Here is a 19,512-nt window from a genome sequence, read left to right on the forward strand (position 1 = left end):
CAAATGAATCTAATTTTATATTCTTAGAAACTTAAAATTTTGATTAATTTGCTTGTCAATCTTGTAAAGAAATTGATGAAAAGAATTAATGAACTAAAAAACACCATGATAATTCCGAAATCTAAAAATGATTCTACGTCATTCAAATTCATTAAATATTTTCCAGCTTTCATAATGATGTAAAAAGTAATAAGGAAAAAGATAATTTGTTGAAAAGTGCTCTTGTACATAATTTAAGTTTTAGAGGGTTTATATTAAAATTATACCCCAAAGTTCTACATAATATTGATTTTAAAATTTATTATTAGTTAAACTGCAAATAAGTGTCGATAAACGGAAATATTTTTTAGACGAACTAGTTTCGGTTTTCTAAAATTAAGCAAACAAAAAAGGCAAAATTCAATTGAATTTTGCCTTTTTTGTTAATGTTTGCAATAAGATATTATTCTTTATAAACACCCATTTCTGAATATTTATCCATTCTTTTCGCTACTAAATCAGCATCAGACAAATCTTTTAATTCATCAAAAGCTTCCAATATTTGAGCCTCTACTGCTTTAAAAGCCCCTTCTCTATCTGTATGTGCACCACCTATTGGTTCTTTAATGATGCCATCAATCAAGTTTAACTTTTTCATATCAGCACCAGTCAATTTTAAAGCCTCAGCAGCTTGCTCTTTAAACTCCCAACTTCTCCATAAAATAGATGAACAAGATTCAGGAGAAATTACAGTATACCAAGTATTTTCCATCATATACACTCTATCTCCTACTCCAATTCCTAAAGCACCACCAGAAGCTCCTTCACCAATAACGATGGCAATAATCGGAGTTTTTAAACGTGTCATTTCAAAAATATTTCTGGCAATGGCTTCACCTTGTCCACGTTCTTCTGCCTCTAATCCAGGATATGCACCAGGAGTATCTAACAAAGTAACAACTGGAATTCTGAATTTCTCAGCCATTTTCATTAAGCGCAACGCTTTTCTATATCCTTCAGGATTTGCCATTCCGAAGTTTCTATACTGACGAGTTTTGGTATTGTATCCTTTTTGCTGACCAATTACCATGAACGATTGATCACCAATTTTTCCTAAACCACCCACCATTGCTTTGTCATCTTTTACGTTTCTATCACCATGAAGTTCCATAAAAGTTTCTCCAAAAATTGCACGGATATAATCCATGGTATAAGGTCTGTTTGGATGTCTTGACAATTGAACTCTTTGCCAAGGAGTTAAGTTTTTGTAGATATCTTTTCTAGCTTCCGCTAATTTCTTTTCAATTTTTTTACAAGTTGCAGTAACATCAACATCGCTTTCTTCGCCAATTATTTGACATTTTTCAAGTTGTTCTTGAAGTTCTTTAATTGGCATTTCAAAGTCTAGATATTCCATTTTGTAGGTATTTTGAATTCATTATTTGATGTAACAAACATACTATAAAAAATACTCTTTTCAGAAAAAAAGTTACTTTTTTAGCTGTGTATGTTCTTTAAACTTTTGTTTGATTGTTGCCTGGTTTTTAATAATGCCATTTGCTAAAACGACTCCGAAAACAATTAAAGCTCCAAAATAAAATGCTGGATTCATTTTTTCTTTCTCTCCAAAAATTATTAAAGCTAGGATAATTGCATAAATTGGTTCTAAATTAATAGTCAACATTACTGTGTAAGGAGATAGATATTTCATGACTTTTACAGAAGCAATAAATGCATAAGCTGTGCAAACACTGCTTAAAATCGCTAGGAAAACCCAATCCATAGTAGGAATTATAAAGAAAGTTGATGAAAATCCGTTTGAAAAAAATAAATAGATTGCTACGAAAACTGTCCCAAAAAAAAGTTGATATAACGAAATACTATTAGCATCATATTTTTTAACGAAAAGTCCGTTGAAAACTGCAAAAAGTGATCCTAAAAAGGAAGAAAGCAATGCATACATAATTCCTAATTGATACTGGCTTTCAAAATTAAATATGATATACAATCCTGCAATTACTAATAATCCCAAAACAATTTCAAGGAATTTTATCCTCCTTCTAAAAAAAACAGGTTCAATTAACGATGTAAAAAAAGCGCCTGTGCTCATGGTAACTAAAGCCACAGAAACATTAGATACTTTGATTGCTTTGAAAAAGAAAATCCAATGAGTTGCAATGATTATTCCAGTTAATAAAAATTTTACAATTCCTTCTTTGTCCAGTAAAAATGACTTTTTTTTATATAAAAAAAACAAGAAGATAAAGAAAACTGCTAATCCCATTCTAAAAAAGACTAGTGGAATTGCTTCTAAAGAAATCAAGGCACCTAAAATTGCTGTAAATCCCCAAATAAAAACGATGAGGTGTAATAGAAGATAATTCTTCAGTTTATTTTCTAGCATGATAAAAAAGATAAGATGCCACAATTGCAAACATCATATTTGGCATCCAAACGTATAAAAGCGAGTTTACGCCTGCAACTGCTCCTAAAACTTCGGATATTTTCAGTAAAAAAACATACACAAACATCAAACCAACACCAATTGCCAAATTAACACCTGTACCTCCTCTTCTTTTTCTGAAAGCCAAACAAACAGCTATCAAAGTTAAAATATAAGAAGCAATGGGCAGGCTTGTTCTTTTATGCAATTCAACCAAATAGGCATTGAGGTTTTTAACACCTCTTTTTTGAGAAACATCAATAAAATTGATCAATTCAGGAGATGGCATTTCTTGAGATAATGCCGATTTGTATATCAAATCTTTAGGTGTAAAATTAAAAAGTGTGTCTATTTTATTTCCTGAAGAAATGAAATCTCTTTTGTCGTATAATTTTCTCAATCGCCAATTTGTCAATGAAAAAACAGAATCTTTTGGATTGAATGTGATATAATCAGCTACCAATTTCGATTTCAATTGTAATCCATCATACACTTCTGTGGTGAAATCATACCCAGAATTATTATCTGTATTAAAACTTTTGATAAAAATATAGGTACTATCTGTAAGTTGTAAACTAAAATCATTTACAAATTTAAATTCTTGTTGTTGAGTATTACTAGCAAGGTATTCTTGTTCGAATTTTTTCCGTGTTTTACTACTATTGGGTACCACAAAATGATTCATCAAAAGTGATAAAAATGTGACCAAAGTTGCGCCAACGAAATAAGGATATAAAAAACGAACAAACGAAACTTTTGCATTATTAATTGCTATGATTTCTGTGTTATTAGAGAGTTTTGTTGTGAATAGAATTACTGCCAAAAAGAGTGCCAATGGCATGAATGTGTTGGTATAGTAAATCGTAAAATTGATGTAATAATCATTCACAATTTCTGATAAACCCAAGTTAGGATGTTGCAAAAAATTATCTACTTTTTCTGCAATATCAATGGCAATCGCAATAGGAATCAATATCAATAAGGTAAACAAAAAAGTTACCAAAAAATTCTTTAATATGTACCTATCTATAATTTTCAAAACTACAAACGTTTATCCATTTGAATGACCATTTTGTCTTTCCATTCTCTAAAATCGCCCGCTAAAATATGTTCTCTAGCTTGTCTTGTCAACCACAAATAAAATCCTAAATTATGGATGGTTGCAATTTGCTTTCCTAACATTTCATTTGCAGCAAATAAGTGACGAAGATAGGCTTTTGTGTATAAAGTATCTACATAAGTTATTGCCATTTCATCAATTGGCGAAAAATCATTTTCCCACTTTTTATTTTTGATATTTATGGTTCCATGTGCCGTAAAAAGCATTCCATTTCTGGCATTTCTTGTAGGCATTACACAATCAAACATATCAATTCCGAGTGCAATATTTTCTAAAATATTGATAGGTGTGCCAACTCCCATCAAATATCGAGGTTTATCTTCTGGTAAAATTGCGGTTACAATTTCGGTCATTGCATACATTTCTTCAGCAGGTTCACCTACTGAAAGTCCGCCAATTGCATTTCCTTGAGCACCAGCATTGGCGATATAATCTGCAGATTGTTTGCGCAAATCCTTATAGGTACTTCCTTGAACAATAGGAAAAAACGTTTGTTCATAACCATATTTGAATGGCAATTTTTCTAAATGATTGATACATCTATCCAACCACCTGTGAGTCATATGCATAGAACGTTTTGCGTAATTGTAATCACAAGGATAAGGAGTGCATTCATCAAAAGCCATGATGATATCTGCACCAATTTCACGCTGAATTTCCATCACATTTTCGGGAGTAAAAACGTGTGTTGAGCCATCAATATGACTTTTAAACTTTACGCCTTCTTCATTAATTTTACGATTGCTTGACAAAGAATACACTTGATAACCGCCAGAATCTGTCAAGATATTTCGATCCCAATTCATAAATTTATGCAAACCTCCAGCTTGTTCTAAGATGGATGTTTTAGGACGTAAAAAAAGATGATAGGTATTTCCTAAAATAATATCAGGATTGATCTCGTTTTTCAATTCAGTTTGATGCACACCTTTTACAGTACCAACTGTTCCAACTGGCATAAAAATAGGTGTTTGAATTTCGCCATGATCAGTAGTGATAACTCCTGCTCTGGCTTTACTTTTTGGGTCTGTGAGTTTTAAATCGAATTTCATTGTCGGCAAAGATACCAATATTGTGAGAAGTGAAAAACTAAAATAATTTTAAAGATACGTGTTAAAATCTTCGCTTTGATTTTGATGAAAAGCCAGAATTATTCTTTTTGTTTTTTGGAGAAGATTTTCTAAAAACACTGCTTTTCTTATTGAAATCATCTTTCAAAGAAGTGAGTTTCTTTTTAGGTTTGGTACTTTTTTTTGGTTTTTCTTCTATTGAAGCTTCCTCTGTTTTTGATGAGGTTGCTATCATTTTTTGAATTTCAGAAAGCTCATTTTCAGTGAGTTCTCGCCAATCACCCAATTGTAAATTGCCCAACTCAACATTCATAATTCGAGTGCGTTTTAGCTTTACAACTTCGTAATTCAAATATTCACACATTCTTCGAATTTGACGGTTCAAACCCTGAACTAAAATAATTTTAAAGACTTTTTCTGATATTTTTTCAACCTTACATTTTTTGGTGGTGGTTCCTAAAATTGGGATTCCATTGCTCATTTTTTGAATGAACACATCATCAATAACTTTGTCAACAGTCACAATATATTCTTTTTCGTGTTGATTTCCAGCACGTAAAATTTTGTTGACAATATCGCCATCATTTGTCAAAAAAATCAAGCCTTCAGATGGTTTATCTAAACGTCCAATAGGAAACAAACGTTCAGGATGTTTGATTTCTTTTAAGATGTTATTTTTCTCTTTTGTATCCGTAGTTGAAACGATTCCAACTGGTTTGTGGTAAGCAATGTAAAGTGTTTTTGGTTTGAAATTGACAACACGTCCATCCAATTTTACCACATCATTTTTTGAAACCCTATTGCCTAATTTTGTAGGATTTCCATTGATGGTAACTCTTCCTTCTAAAATAAATTTTTCAGCTTCTCTGCGTGAGCAAATACCTGTGGAACTTATAAATTTATTAAGATTAATTGAATCTAGAGTCATGATTTTTTATACAATTCAGTTGCAAAAATAGGCAATCTATTAACGTTGAATGGTTCTAAATGTTAAATTAATTCTAGGAGAAATCACTTTTTTTGAAGGAGGCAATCTGTGCAACCAATGTGTTTGTGTTTCTCCCTTCATCACCAACAAACTTCCGTGTTCTAAAATTACATCAACTCTGTGATTGTTTTCTTTATGTTTGAACGAAAATTTGCGAGTAGCCCCCAAAGAAACTGAGGCAATTGCGCCATTTTTTTTCAACATTTTTTCTCCATCTGAATGATATGCCATGCCTTCTTCCCCTGAATGATATAAATTTAGCAAGCAAGAGTTATAGGTTTCCTCAGACTCTTTTTCAACAATTTGTTTTAATGCTAGTAATTCATTCGTCCAAATATTAGCCTTTTTGGTTATTTTGGAATAAGTATAATCAAATTCTTCGTCACCAAACCAAGCTACTTTTCGTTTTGTAGTGATGATTTTACCAAAAATAATGGCTTGATCATGTTCCCAAGGAATGGTTTCAAAGAAATTCTTATAATAAAAATCGGCTTCAATTTTTGTTAAAAAAACACCGTGATTATTGGTAATACCGTCAAAAGGTAAAATATTGATGACTTTTTCAGTAGTAAATAAATCCATTGCATAAAAATAGTAAAAAATGAGATATTGACTCTTTTCCTACAATCAATTTTACTCTTCCAATTCTAAACCTTCTAACTCTTCAATTGCCTCTTCTTCAGATTGTTGCTCTTTTTGCTCTAATTTTTTAGTATCAGTAACCTCAGATTTTGTAAAAAAAACTTGGTATGAAATGATGCTTAATGAAACAAATAATAAGAGAACCAACACTTTAAGAGAAATTGAATTCGAATTGTTTTTATGATTGATTTTCCACAAAATAAACGCACAAATAATGCCAATTGCTGCAGGAATATAAGCGATTATGAAAATGGGAAGTAATGATAAAATTAATGCTAAAATAGCACAAGTAAAAGCAAAAATACTTACAATTTTTTCCATGATATTTATTTTAAAAGTCCGGTTGCAGATTTAATTTTTAGTTCACCTGTTCCAATGGCAATTTTAAATTTTGCCAAAACAGGAATTTTTACCACATCAGCAGAAAGCCATAACAAATTATCATTCGCTCCTTTTAACGAATTGTCATTTTTTAAACTCACTGCCAGTTTGTAACATTCTTTTTTTCCTAAATTGGTACTAATCGTTTCTTTTCCAAGATATTTTATGATCATAAATTTTTCTTTCGCATCAAATAAAAAAGAAAAACTTTTAGATTCTCCCGTTTTTAATTTAGAAAAATCAAGATTTCTAACGTTGTATATAGTAGCTACTAAATCTCTTGTATTTCCAGTATTCGGAACAGTTAATTTGTCTTCAAATTCACCATCTTTTTGAAACTTACGAATTACACAATCAATATTTTTATCTTTGTGATTGAACTTGTATTGCTCCATTTTTTTAAATCCACCTTCCGCTATGTCACGTTTATATAACAGAGGAGTTAAGGTTTTTGGATTTACATAACTCTCATATAAATCTCTCACTTTAAAAAAGTTATCAAATTTACTAAAGGTTGTAGCAGTAAATTTTAATTTCAATAAAGTGGCAGTTGATGTTTTTACAGGACTGGTTTCCAAAGAAATTTGTGCAATTTCGGTTAACAATCCTGATAATGTGTAGGATGCTGTGTATACTAATTTTTCATTTGTATTAACTGCCGTATTTTGCGAGAAAAAAACATTTGAACTTGCAAGAAAAAGAAAAAGTGAAAAACAATAATATTTCATTTTTATAGGTGTTTAAAACGGCTCAAATGTAGGTAAAAAACCAATTGAAAAAGCACCGAAAATTTGCTGAAATTAGTAAATCAAAAATGAAATATAATTGGCAGTTTGAAAGCAGAAATTATGAATTATTTTGACATTAATTAACTAAAAATTTATCCTTTTTACTGACTCTACATTACTTATTCCAATTCGATTATTGCTCTAAAAGCAGCAATAAAATATAATTTAGGCTAGTCTTTAAGTATTATATTACCAGAATATGTAATGGGTATGGTACGATATAACCCATAGTAATTTACGCTATAACTACGCTATAACTATGCTATAACTACTATTATGACCCGTCCTAAAATAACTATATGACCCGTCCTAAAATAACTATACAGGTTATTAAATAAATCCTATTATAGTTATACAAATATAAATTTTAATCCTAAACGAACTATACATCTGTTTTTTCATGATTAAAATTTTTATAATATTTTTTCCATCGTTTGTTTAATTTCTCTGATTGCAAATGTGCTTGATTCGGAGTTAAATAATCACAACTTGCATGAGGTCTTAATTCATTATAAGACTTTATACTTTTGTTAACTTGAGACCCTGTTTGTTCAAAACCTAAGGAACTAGCGTAAAGATTAAACTCTGTTTTAATGATCCCATTTACTCTTTCTGCCAATGCATTTTCATAGGGATCTCCATTTTCGGTCATGCTAATACCAATGTTGTTTTTTAGTAATAAATCAACATAATTGTGTGAACAATACTGTGAACCTCTATCAGAATGATGAATGATTGATTCCTTATACAGTCTATTATTCAGAGCCATTTTTAATGCATTTATACATCCCTCTGCTGCTAAGTCCTGACGAAAACTATATCCCATTATTTTTCTAGAATTAGCATCCGTTATTAAACTTAGATAGCCCCATTGGTTGGGTAATCGAATATAAGTAATATCACTAACCCAAACTTGCTCTGGTCTTGTTATATCAACCTCTTTTATTAGATTACTATACTTTCTCATCCAATGTCTAGAATCGGTTGTTATCGCTTTTCTTTTTCTTTGACGAATTAGCAATTTATGTTCTGACAATAAATCAAATAAATAATCTCGACCAAAGGTTATTTGATGTGACGTCAACTTGTTTTGCAATACATAATGTAATTTTCTCGTTCCTAGCCTTGGTAAGTGTTTCCTTATGTTAAGTACTTCCTGAAGGATGATATCTTCTTTGACTAAACTACTTTCTTTTCGCCATAAACAATCGTAATAGGCATGCCTTGTTTTGCCAAACAATCGACATAAAACAGCTATTCCTAACTTAGGAAAGTCTTGTTTCATTCTTAAGACTGTTTGGCACCAGACTTTTTTCTAATCTCAATTTTGAGTTGTTCTTCAGCCACATCAATGAGCGTGTTCAGGGCTTTAATTTTAAGCTCTGCTTCTTGTAAAGCTTTTTGCAGAGCTTCTTTCTCTATTTCATTTGAAGATGATCTATCTTGAGTCATTGCAGAAGTATTTGCAGTACAAATCTCGACTTTTTCTGATTTAAACTGTAGAATCCAGCCACGAATTATTTTTTCTGTTTTAATATTATAAGCTATTTTAGCTTCTTTTACATTGAATCTACCCTGTTCTATAGCACTTACAATGGTACGTTTTTCAAGCTTTGTATAACTTCTTCGTTTGATAGTTTCTTGATATTTGTTCGAGCCATACTCGCGCATCCAGGAACTTATGGAATTCTTACCTAAGTCATAAATCCGGGTGGCTTCTTTTCTGGGCAAGCCATTTTCAACTTCTTGTACAATCTTTAAAATTAAACGCTTGTCATAACGACTTTGTTTGTTGTCGCGTTTTGCATAAATCTCTTGTTCTTCGTGTTTCATATACACTCGTTTTATGTATAGCTATTTTAGGACAAGACACAACAAAAATAAACCACAATCATTATTTAAGAATCAGACAATGCTGTTGGCAATTCTAATATTTAGAAAAGAATGAGAGTCAATTTCAATAAATTTTACATTTCAAATATTATACAAAGGTAAAATATCTACATTTTTACTCTTGAAAATCATTTCGAAGGTCATTTTTTACTATTTTTATTCTCGAAAATATAACGAAGGTAAATAACCCTAAAAATAACCTTCATAAAATAACATACAATGGTAGCAAATTATGATTCTAAAAAACCTTATAACGAATTACCGTTTTTACCTCCTAAAGCTGATATAGAAACGAAAGTAATTTTAAAAAAACTTATTACTTCCAGTAGAGCTTTATCCGAACTAAAAGGAGCGATAACTAATTTACCAAACCCAACACTGTTTATTGATAATATCAGTTTTTATTTCTATATGTGAATTGAATATAATTTTATCTGAAGATTTAGATAAAGAAAATTATATAACCATAAATAAAAGACGTGAACGTGTTTTAAAAGAATTAGCGCTTGAGATATCTTCACTTTTAGGTATTTCAAAAGAATCGGTTTTCTTAACAAGAAATAATGAGTTTGATAAGAGATTGAAAGAAATTAAGCTGAATATTTCTGTGAAAGTTATCAGTTAGTTTTTAATTAAATCAGCTCGCTATCTGCTTACAACTTATAAAAAAAATATATGGGCTATATGTGGGCTTAATTCAATTTTAAAAAATATATTTTTGACAATGAAAAATTTAGTTTTATTATGATAAAAAAATTACTTACCATTTTATTTGTTATCACTAACCTTGCAATTTCTTCACAAAACTTTACAGTAAATATTGAGAACTTGAAAGAAGGTGATTCTGTAACAGTAATTGCAATACAAAGTTCAGATAAGTTTTACAAAAAATGGGTAAAAAGTTCAGATACCCCAAATGCAGCTACTTTTAATTTATCTACAGGCGATTGGGCTATTAAAATAGATGCGACTGGTTACACCTACCCTTCGCAAAAAGTAGTTACTATTCCTAATGATGTATCGGCAACGTTTGCTTTAACAGAAATGATGGGTGGTAACTATACATATAATTGGGTAGATGATGATTCTGCTGCAGGCCATGCAACACAATCTTACATTGCAGAACCTACGGAGATTATAGTTTTAAATGATACGATATCTGTACCAACAGATTTTTCTTCTATAAAATTAAGGACTGAATATGGTGTCATATTGTCTGATGATAAGGAAAAGTGGACGAATGAGGATGCATATAGGTTATACAAAATGTTTTCAAATTTACCTTATCATAAATTTGGAGAGGGAAGCACTTTAGATTATATTACAGGCACAAATATTAGAGGTGTATTTTATTTATCTAAAGATGAAATTTACGAAGATATTTCTATTGAAAAAAAAGAGGGAATTCCGCATGCAACCGTTAGTCAAAGTGCATTTACCTATGCAGAGCCACAAATTGTTAAAATAGATGGTATACGAGGTAAGTTTTTTTCTAAAAGATTGTACCATGCTGTGGTAAACTTTATTACCGATTTTGCGAATAATGAGGAAGTTTTAAATTGGTTGGCTAGAGAGCGTTTTGGAATACAATTTTTAAAACCATCTGATTTTAGCGGAGCTTTTCAAGAAGAAAATGGAACCTTTATGGGAGATGATAAATCCAACTTTCAAGAATTTTATAAGACCGAAAAGTTAGAGATTTTAGCCATGTTCGAAGAATTACCAGAAGGTTTTCACAAACAAGAAGGACTGCAATACCTTGCAAGAAGAATCGATGGTCAAGACCATCCAGACCCAGCGTATAGAGAAGCTGCTGCTATTGCTTGGACAGGCTTAAAAACCATAGAATTTATGAGCAAAGCCTTTATCAGTGGTAATTTAAGTGATGTAAGACGTTTGATACTTCATGAAAAAGCACACTTTTTATGGGAATACACTTTTGATGATAAAACAAAAGATGATTGGGCTGAGATTGGAGGATGGTTTCAAGACCCTACTTCTGCCTCTGGTTGGTCTACTTATAATACCACCGAGTTTGTTTCTGCTTACGCGCACTCAAAAAACCCAAATGAAGATATGGCCGAATCTATTGCCATTTATTTGACCAACCCTGATAGACTTATTAATGTTTCTCAGAAAAAATATGAATTCATAAGAGATCGTATCATGCATGGTACACGCTACATATCTCTTATTAGAGAAGATTTAACCTTTACCGTATACAATTTATACCCAGATTATACTTTTCCAGGAAAAATTGTAGAACTTGATTTAGTAGTTGAAGGAGGATCAGAGGAAGATAAAAAAGTGACTATGAAAATTCGGTTAAATTCTAATGACCCTGCCATAGATGGAGCAAAACAAGGTTATGTTCGCTTTTCATCTTCCATAGGAACTGTTTTTGATATTGGCTTACATGCTCAAAACGGAGATTTAGACTCAGTTTTAGTTGGTTCTTCAACGTTGAGTAAATTTGCTAAATCTGGTTATTGGAGTTTAGCTAGTTTAAGAACTTGGGATAAAGTGGGCAATCAAAGGTTTGAAAACACCTCAACAGTTGGAGCAAAATTATTTATAGAAAACCCTTTAGAAGATATAGTACCTCCAAAATTTTTAGAATTTAAAATGTCAGTTATAGATAGTACTTTTAATTCTAATAAAGAAATAGACCCTAGTGGAGAACTTGGGCAAGCTATAAAATTAGAAGATAAATGGGAAGAGCCTCTCTTGGTTAGTGGCAATGGAGCAACTTACAGAATAGACTTTCCTAACCCAGATCAAGCCGAAACTTATTTCAAAGAATCGAGAACTGTAATGAAAGAACCAGAAGCATTAATTAAACAAGGAACTGGGTTCTTCTTTATAGAAGATTATTATCCTTCTGGTTATTATAGTGTAACAAACGCTTATACAGGAGATCAAGCAGGCAATCTTAGTTGGGTAAATTTTTCAAATGACCCTGCTAATAATGGCTGGGCTAATGGGATTAATAGCTTTTCTGCTTTAAAAGACAGTGTTTATGTATCAACCAAATATCCAGATATTAGAAAACCAGAAATAGACCTAAACAATATTAAAGTAATTGCTGAGCCTACCAACCCACAAGCACCCAATGGAGAAACAAGAGTAGATATTAATTTTAATGCAAGAGATTTGTCTGATTTTCCAGGGCATGAGGCAGGGGTTTATCTAGTTGATCTCACTTTAAGAGATCCTCAAGGCAAGAAATTTGGTTATCAAACGGGCAATTCAACCATGAATCATCCTGATCTTAACCCAGGAGATACAGAACCCGTTTTAGATTCGCTATGGCGAAATTATCGGTTTGACTTAACATTACCAGTAGGCTCTGCACCAGGCTTATGGGGGATTTCTGATATTGTTATCCGTGATAAAGTAGGAAATACAAAAAGTTATAATTTTGAAGAATATATACGATTTGACATTATTGCTTCTGACATTGTTTTAGAGGTTCCTTTAGAGGTAGAAATTATCGATAAGGTGATTAATGCTGGAAATGTGGACTCCGTAAAAGCAAAAATGTCCTGCAAGCCTTGTATGAATCTAAATTATGTTGCAACTATTTATTCTCGTTTTGGAGGAGGATCAGTAGTGAGAAGTGAAGGAGTATTAAGTGCAGATGAGGTTATAGTAGAAAACTTAAATACTACTGGTATTTTAGATGGAGAAGTTAATTTAACTGTACAACTTACAGATGCTGAAGATAGATTAGTAGCTACAAAAACGACAGCATACACAAAAGATGTAATTTACCCAAAAGCCTATTATTCTAGAACAAATTTAGAAAATAATGGCAGTAGCTCTTTAGACGATTTTGTTATTGATGTAGTTGTGGAGTCTGTAGATGTTGGAGGAAGTTATCAATTAAATATAAATAACAATAATTCCCCTAAATCCAATTCTCAAGTCAATGAATTACAATTAGAGGGAGTTCTACTTGCTGAATCAAACACAATAGAAAATATAGCGTTAGAAACTTTAGAGAATGGTGTTTATAAGTTTGAATTGATAGTTACTGATCCAAATGGTAACGTAGGTGAACCCGAACTACTTTATTACAAAAAAGAAGGGAATTTAATTACTCTTTTAGGATCGGTTTTAAGTACAGATGATTTCAGTAGTATTGGTTTTAAAAGCTATCCAAACCCATTTAAAGATTATATTATTATTAATAGCTCTAAAACATTTCTACTTGAAGTATTTGATATTTCAGGAAGGTCTATTATGAAATATCAAATTATAGAAGGTATAAATACAATTGATGTGAATAAGTTATCTAAAGGTTCTTATATTTTTACATATACCAATTTAAACTACTCAAAAAATCAATTACTTATCAAAAACTAAACTTCTTGTTATTACAAACTAAATATTGATAAGAAATAACTATGAAAAGATTATTAAAGTTTTTAAAAATCATTCAATTATTTATTTTATTACCATTTGAAATCTCGAGAGGATCAAAGAAAAAAGCCTTCATAAGAATTAAAAAAAGAATGATTAATTTATTTTTCCTATAACTAATACTAATTTCACTAAAAACTCATTGCATTAATGCAATGAGTTTTTTTTAGGCAGCTGATACTTATTGATAAGTTTATAAGAAGCAAACTTTACTTCTTCTAAAAAAATATTTTAGTAAAAAATCTTATTGTTTTACTTAACACTGCCTTGTATTTGATTTCAATTAGTTAGCTTTTTACTGTCGATTTACAGTTCTTAAATTATTTTATGTGGAAATTTAATAAATTAGAGTGAATCTCTTGTAGAATTGAATTACGGGTATCCTCTTTGTTTTCAATGGTATCAGGCCAAAACAAATTCCAGTAGTAATTTAATAATTCAAAAACATCATCCTTTTCTTTGGCAACTCGAAAAAGATATAAATCATATCGTTCAGAAAAATAATCATCATCAAATTCGTCATTTGTTTTACTTAATTCCCTATGAACAAAAGGAAATCCATCAATTTCATATTTATTGTCCTCGCAATAAGTAATTAATAATTCATTGACTGCTTGTTCAAAATATTCAGCATTTTTAAAATCACTTAAACTCTCTCCAACAGATGACCATTTTTTATGCAGTTCAATTATTTCTTGTTTGATTTCGTCAATTGATTTCATTTTTTTGCTTGATTAATTTTAAATATTTTGACCAACAAATGATTTTATTCTAACCAATTAAAGTAAGTTTCTTGGGTAAATAATGGAATGGCATTGTTTATACATACCCTTTGTGTATGACCTGTTCCACCTTGCATTGGATTATTTAAATCTTCGTAAAACAAACCAACTGAAATAGGTGGTATCCCAGCTTGTGTTCCAATCACTTTTATAGTGTCTCGTAAAATATAAGCCGCTTTTATGGCATATTTATCTTTGTCTCCTGCTACATATTTTTCAACCAATGATTTAGTCCCTTTATGATTCTTTGAATGATACACAATATCGGGTTCATTTAATAAATCAATGGAATCTAAGTCGAAGATGGTTTCAGCTAAATTATATTTTTTACGGTGATTCACATAAGGAGTTATTACTTGCAGTTGTTTAGGACTAACACAAGCAACTCCTTGAGAAAAAAAATAATCACTACCATCAGCATTACCACTTCTAAAAGTGGCATGTGGCATTTTTTCAGCTAATAATTTACCGATTTCAATCAGTTTTATTTTATCTTTTTCAGGAACATTTCGCTTACCCTCCAATAAAATAATACCTTTTGCATATAATTCACAAAAAGAATTCAAATCCATTTTAATTAAATTGTAAGTTCTTTTAAATGCTCATAAATCATCACCATAGCAAGCGTATCTAATTCGCAGTATTTTAATAGTCCAGCTGTAATTTCACCTCGCTCCTTTTCGGTCATATCTTCGTATTGTAATTTTGCATATGCTGTTAATGCAGAACCACCATCTGCAATGTTTTCAATTTCCGAAACTGTATCTTCTATTTCCTCAATATCCCAGCCTTCATAAAGTGGAGGTAACATTTTATATGGGTTAATTATTTCATTGTTTTTTATTGATAACCAAATATGGTTTCCACTAAAATTTTTGCTACTCACATTAATTTTTTCTAAACAATTTTCATATTTCTTTTTTAAAAATTCACTAGAATTTAAAGATGCTGGTAAAACTGCTTTTATGGAATTGGACCCTTTAGTATATGGATTATAATAGTAGTCCTTTACAATTACATTCAAATCAATCATTTTTCGATCTCCATCCCAAGATTCAGCACTATCTTTTTTAGATACTGTTATTGTTTTAAGAAATGAAATCAACTCCTCTTTATCAGCTTCACTTGAATTTTTAAGTTGTTGAATAATAGCATTTAATATGGAGTTTTCGTGTGTTGCAAATCGAAAAATACTTCCATCATCATGGATTAACGCCTCTTTAAGTGCTCTTGCAAATATAAAATTTGGAAACTCACCAGGTGTATTACTAATAAATTCTGTTCTGTGTTCAATTGTACCATCTTCATGATAAACATGATGTGAAAATTGGAAAGCTACTTGTTCATAAGGATGTCTATCTACTGTGAAAGGAAGCGCCACAGTACTCGTTTCAAAATCAATAAAGTGTAATGGAAAAATCCATCGCTCCATTTCGGCTTTTAAACCTTCTTTTTCAACATAAACCGATGCATCTGCTGTTCTTGCTTTTTCAACTTGAATCCATTGTCTTTCACTTGGAGAAATTTTATTGGCAATAGGCGTGACTTTCAAATCATCTTCAGTTAAATCATCTAAAAATAAACGGTTCTCTTCTATCAAATTCCCACCTCTATAATTCCAGATTTCCATTGCATTCGGTCTTTTAAAATCCGCATCACTCCAGTTTAATTGCTTTTTAAAACAATGCTCAAATCCAGATTTCAAACCCTGTTGCTTTTCTTCTTCAGAAGTTTTAAACTCACAGGCTTTACAATTGCTAAATTTTAATGGCCAATTTAAGTATTTCTTTTGTTTATATGCCTCCCTAAACAGCAACATTGCCTCTGAAAAATTTAAATTTTCATAATACGAAAATTTATTTTCAAGGATAGAATTGATTATACTATCTACATTTATTTCAGATAATACGGATTTACCAATTTCTTCAATTTTGGTTACTCTTTTAACGATTTCTGTTCTTGGATTGCCATTTTTTGGAACTCTAAAAAGTTGATTTAATCCATCAATTGATGCCTTTTTGGTTTTATCAGCCATCATCAAATAAGCTTCCACCTCATAACTTGGAAATGCCATTTGAACCACTTTCTTTTGAAAGGCTAAATCAAACAAATAGGGTTTCCAACCGCTGACTAATTTACCGTTTTTGCCAATAAAAAGATAATCATCTGTAGGATTAAATGATTTGGCTTTCACCTCAATCAAACGTATTTTGTTACCTTTCTTTTCAATGATATCACAACGTACATAATAATCATTTACTGAAAAAGCTCCTTCATAAATAATCACATTATCTTTCAAAAGAGCTTTATTAGTCAAATCTACTGGTTTGTTGTATTCAAAAGATTCAGCATCAATAAACACCCCATTTTCATAATGCAAACGAGCTAATTCTTCTACTTGAAAACCACCTTCTGCCAGCGATTGTAAAAAGGTATCTTCTGACTTTTTATTTGCAAATGTTTTATCGTTTGTAAAATAGAGTTTGTTGGGACATTCAAGGCCTAATTTGAATAGTGATTTAGAGAGAACTCTCATTTTTTTTTAATTCACAATTTAATTCCTAAATTATCAATAGCATTTTCAATTTCAAGGCCTAATCTTCTTTTACTCCAATCATCAATTCGACCAATAAAACCTGATAGAACGATTGTGAAAGTATGTCCTTCAAAAGTTGATTTGTAGGACCCAACAGATTTAATTGATTTAATTGATAAGTCATCTGGAGAAAAGAAATTGAAGATAGATTCAGATGTATAAGAACCGTTACAGATTAGAAGTAAGGGTTTATGTATTAAAAGTTGATTTTTCAAGTGTTCAAAACAATTATTAATTATCACATTTGTTTCTTTATTTGAAAGTTTTTTTGATGTTACTGGATGAGCTGGAGGAAATGAAGCAGAGCCACATTTGACCAAATCTGTATGTGCTATTTTTGAATTTTTGCTCTCCCAATTTTCATAGAGTTTATTCGATACTTTTTTAAAATCCTTGAAGTAACTGTGGTTACTGGGTTTGAAATTTCTTAAATCATCAAATGAAGGATCAAATATTTCATTTTGATTTGTTTTTGGATTTAAGCCAATTATCCAAACTTTGGCATCTAAATTTCCTTCAATAAAATCTGAAGGAGAATTTAAATTTGAGTTGTTGTATTCTAACCCAAATTTAGAACATTTATTACATATTATCATTTTCCTATATTTTAATTAACGCTTATTTTATTTGTTACTTTTTAAAACTTTTTTATAATTTACTATTAAGCCAACCAAAAGTTTGAAATTTATTAATACTTTCATTTGAAAAAATATTTTTAATAAAATTTAATTTCATAATTAGTATTAAAAATCCAAGCTATTTTCTCAGAATGAAATCTTTCGAGATTATGATGTGCAACTGATTCGAAGAAAGAACTATTGTTATAAGTATTTATTTGATTTTTCATTGTTTTTTTGATTTTTTAAAATTTAATAATCTTTTACAACTATTTGTAATAATTTTTTTACTTATGTGTAGAATATAAAATTTCATTATTACTTATTGGTATCATTTCCTAGAACTAAGTATTCTTCATGGCTACATTATAAAAACAAAAATTACAATTAATAATGTAACAAATTTTTTCATGCTTTTTTTGTGATTTTATTTGTTGAATATTTACAAATATATAATTCTAGTTTATTAACTTAGCCCAATTACAGCCCATTTAAAAATTCACATGTTAGACAACTATTCTCAATTATTAATTGATGTTCAAAAAAAAGCAAATATTGTTGTTAGTAATATTTCAGACATTAAGTTTTTAAAAGAGGAAATTGAGATTGAAACAACGAATAACATTGGCTTTAATACACTACGAAGATTATTTGGTTTTTTGGAGAAAACCAAACCTTCGATTAAAACATTAAATACGTTAGCTGCCTATATTGGTTTTAATTCATTTTATAAATATCAGAATCATCAATTAAATTATGACGAATGGTATTTTCAACAAAATTTAAGACGTATACAATTGTTAAAAAAAATAACTGTTGATGATGTAATTTCTATAAATTTTGGCCTTCTAAATGATACAAATATTGTTTATTTAGCTTATTTCTTATCCTTTCAAATTCAAGAAAATAATTTACAAATTCTGGATTTTATTTTTAAAAATGTGAATTTCAAACCCATAACTGGTACAAATTTTCATAAATTTTCAACAATAATATCTTCAACCCTTTTAAGTGTTTCAGAAAAAAAAGCACTTTTTATATATGAAAAATTAATGGTTTATGATGTTTTTAAAAATAATGTTCCTTTGTTGTATATAGATTATACCAACTTAAATGGTAGGTATGGAAAAATTCTAAATATTGTAAAAAAAACAAGCAATAATCCTTCAGATTTATTTTTTTTAGAATTGATGAGAGCCTACAGTAATTTCTATATTGAGGTTAATGAGCTATCAATTTTAGATATCAAAAAGCCTAAAGAATTTGAAACTTTTCATGTTGTGCTTAGAGGACGATTTTATGGATATTGTATTTTGAAAAGTAAAAAATTAGATTCAGATTTAACAAAAGAGATCCTTAAAATTTGTAAAAGTGTAAGAGTCGATAAATTTTTACAGGAAATAGTTCCCGCATTAATTATTAAAGAAGAATTTGCTTTTTTAGAAGAATTGATATATCTATATTATGAGGATTTATTTGAATCTGATAGATGGGATCATGTGACATCAACAGCTATATATTTAATTGCTTTAGCAAATGTAAATTTTATTAATAATAACATTAAATCAGCTATTTCTAGTCTCGAATTAGTTGAATTGGATAAAGTAGAACTTAGTTATGAAAACTATGTTTCTCTATTTTATTACCTTATTAAACTTAAGGTATCACTTTTAGAAAATAATAAAGTAAAAAACAAACATTGTTTTGAGATGATAAAAAAAATAGTAAAAATTACTGGATTTAAAAAATTCATTTCAGAAGCTAAGAAATACTCAATCAAATAGTTGT

19 protein-coding genes are annotated in these 19,512 nt (G+C 30.0%); 4 read left to right on the top strand and 15 right to left on the bottom strand.

The window, feature by feature from the left end:
• Positions 1-23: 23 nt before the first annotated feature.
• The 11 genes from WHA43_RS04280 to WHA43_RS04330 form a co-directional block, all read right to left on the bottom strand.
• The gene (locus WHA43_RS04280) at positions 24-230 is read right to left on the bottom strand and encodes a hypothetical protein (RefSeq protein ID WP_146104899.1); all 207 of its coding nucleotides are present in this window, start codon (positions 228-230) and stop codon (positions 24-26) included.
• 212 nt (positions 231-442) lie between these two features.
• Positions 443-1,396, bottom strand: a complete 954-nt coding sequence (locus WHA43_RS04285; protein WP_105045895.1) for an acetyl-CoA carboxylase carboxyltransferase subunit alpha — start codon at positions 1,394-1,396, stop codon at positions 443-445.
• A gap of 72 nt (positions 1,397-1,468) precedes the next feature.
• The gene (locus WHA43_RS04290; protein ID WP_105045896.1) at positions 1,469-2,383 is read right to left on the bottom strand and encodes a DMT family transporter; all 915 of its coding nucleotides are present in this window, start codon (positions 2,381-2,383) and stop codon (positions 1,469-1,471) included.
• Positions 2,370-3,461, bottom strand: coding sequence for an LptF/LptG family permease (locus WHA43_RS04295; RefSeq protein WP_105045897.1), 1,092 nt, complete (start codon positions 3,459-3,461; stop codon positions 2,370-2,372). Before WHA43_RS04295 ends, WHA43_RS04290 begins: the two co-directional genes overlap by 14 nt.
• A gap of 2 nt (positions 3,462-3,463) precedes the next feature.
• Positions 3,464-4,594, bottom strand: coding sequence for a tRNA guanosine(34) transglycosylase Tgt (gene tgt, locus WHA43_RS04300; RefSeq protein WP_105045898.1), 1,131 nt, complete (start codon positions 4,592-4,594; stop codon positions 3,464-3,466).
• Positions 4,595-4,655: 61 nt separating this feature from the next.
• Positions 4,656-5,540: a 23S rRNA pseudouridine(2604) synthase RluF gene (rluF, locus tag WHA43_RS04305; RefSeq protein ID WP_105045899.1), complete on the bottom strand. Its 885-nt coding sequence runs from the start codon at positions 5,538-5,540 to the stop codon at positions 4,656-4,658.
• Between the two features lie 39 nt (positions 5,541-5,579).
• The gene (locus WHA43_RS04310; protein ID WP_105045900.1) at positions 5,580-6,182 is read right to left on the bottom strand and encodes an alpha-ketoglutarate-dependent dioxygenase AlkB family protein; all 603 of its coding nucleotides are present in this window, start codon (positions 6,180-6,182) and stop codon (positions 5,580-5,582) included.
• A gap of 51 nt (positions 6,183-6,233) precedes the next feature.
• Positions 6,234-6,563 carry a hypothetical protein gene (locus tag WHA43_RS04315; RefSeq protein WP_105045901.1) on the bottom strand — a complete coding sequence of 110 codons (330 nt, stop codon included), beginning with the start codon at positions 6,561-6,563 and terminating at the stop codon, positions 6,234-6,236.
• A 5-nt stretch (positions 6,564-6,568) separates the two neighbouring features.
• Positions 6,569-7,351, bottom strand: a complete 783-nt coding sequence (locus WHA43_RS04320; protein WP_105045902.1) for a DUF3108 domain-containing protein — start codon at positions 7,349-7,351, stop codon at positions 6,569-6,571.
• A gap of 442 nt (positions 7,352-7,793) precedes the next feature.
• A complete protein-coding gene (locus tag WHA43_RS04325; RefSeq protein WP_340828452.1) occupies positions 7,794-8,696 on the bottom strand; it encodes an IS3 family transposase in 903 nt (300 codons plus the stop codon).
• A 2-nt stretch (positions 8,697-8,698) separates the two neighbouring features.
• Positions 8,699-9,244 (bottom strand): hypothetical protein, encoded by a 546-nt coding sequence (locus WHA43_RS04330; RefSeq protein ID WP_340828453.1) that lies wholly within the window; start codon positions 9,242-9,244, stop codon positions 8,699-8,701.
• Positions 9,245-9,523: 279 nt separating this feature from the next.
• Here WHA43_RS04330 and WHA43_RS04335 point away from each other — a divergent pair, with 279 nt between their 5' ends.
• The 3 genes from WHA43_RS04335 to WHA43_RS04345 all read left to right on the top strand — a co-directional run bounded on the left by WHA43_RS04335 (position 9,524) and on the right by WHA43_RS04345 (position 13,672).
• Positions 9,524-9,721 carry a hypothetical protein gene (locus WHA43_RS04335; RefSeq protein WP_105045903.1) on the top strand — a complete coding sequence of 66 codons (198 nt, stop codon included), beginning with the start codon at positions 9,524-9,526 and terminating at the stop codon, positions 9,719-9,721.
• Between the two features lies 1 nt (position 9,722).
• Entirely contained in the window at positions 9,723-9,929 is a 207-nt protein-coding gene (locus WHA43_RS04340; protein ID WP_105045904.1) for a hypothetical protein, read from the top strand.
• A 119-nt stretch (positions 9,930-10,048) separates the two neighbouring features.
• Positions 10,049-13,672, top strand: a complete 3,624-nt coding sequence (locus WHA43_RS04345; protein ID WP_105045905.1) for a T9SS type A sorting domain-containing protein — start codon at positions 10,049-10,051, stop codon at positions 13,670-13,672.
• A gap of 377 nt (positions 13,673-14,049) precedes the next feature.
• On the opposite strand, the gene WHA43_RS04350 is transcribed toward WHA43_RS04345, so the two are convergent.
• Genes WHA43_RS04350 through WHA43_RS04365 form a run of 4 tightly spaced genes read right to left on the bottom strand, consistent with a single transcriptional unit; the run spans position 14,050 to position 17,703 of the window.
• Positions 14,050-14,451, bottom strand: coding sequence for a hypothetical protein (locus WHA43_RS04350; protein WP_105045906.1), 402 nt, complete (start codon positions 14,449-14,451; stop codon positions 14,050-14,052).
• Positions 14,452-14,495: 44 nt separating this feature from the next.
• Positions 14,496-15,083, bottom strand: coding sequence for a hypothetical protein (locus WHA43_RS04355; RefSeq protein WP_105045907.1), 588 nt, complete (start codon positions 15,081-15,083; stop codon positions 14,496-14,498).
• A gap of 5 nt (positions 15,084-15,088) precedes the next feature.
• Positions 15,089-17,047 (bottom strand): DUF2779 domain-containing protein, encoded by a 1,959-nt coding sequence (locus WHA43_RS04360; RefSeq protein ID WP_105045908.1) that lies wholly within the window; start codon positions 17,045-17,047, stop codon positions 15,089-15,091.
• A gap of 11 nt (positions 17,048-17,058) precedes the next feature.
• The gene (locus tag WHA43_RS04365; RefSeq protein WP_105045909.1) at positions 17,059-17,703 is read right to left on the bottom strand and encodes a uracil-DNA glycosylase family protein; all 645 of its coding nucleotides are present in this window, start codon (positions 17,701-17,703) and stop codon (positions 17,059-17,061) included.
• Between the two features lie 524 nt (positions 17,704-18,227).
• Between WHA43_RS04365 and WHA43_RS04370 the strand changes: the two genes are divergently transcribed.
• Positions 18,228-19,508: a hypothetical protein gene (locus tag WHA43_RS04370; RefSeq protein WP_105045910.1), complete on the top strand. Its 1,281-nt coding sequence runs from the start codon at positions 18,228-18,230 to the stop codon at positions 19,506-19,508.
• The last annotated feature ends 4 nt before the right edge of the window (positions 19,509-19,512 follow it).

The sequence above is a fragment of the Polaribacter gangjinensis genome, from assembly GCF_038024125.1.
GTDB lineage: Bacteria > Bacteroidota > Bacteroidia > Flavobacteriales > Flavobacteriaceae > Polaribacter > Polaribacter gangjinensis.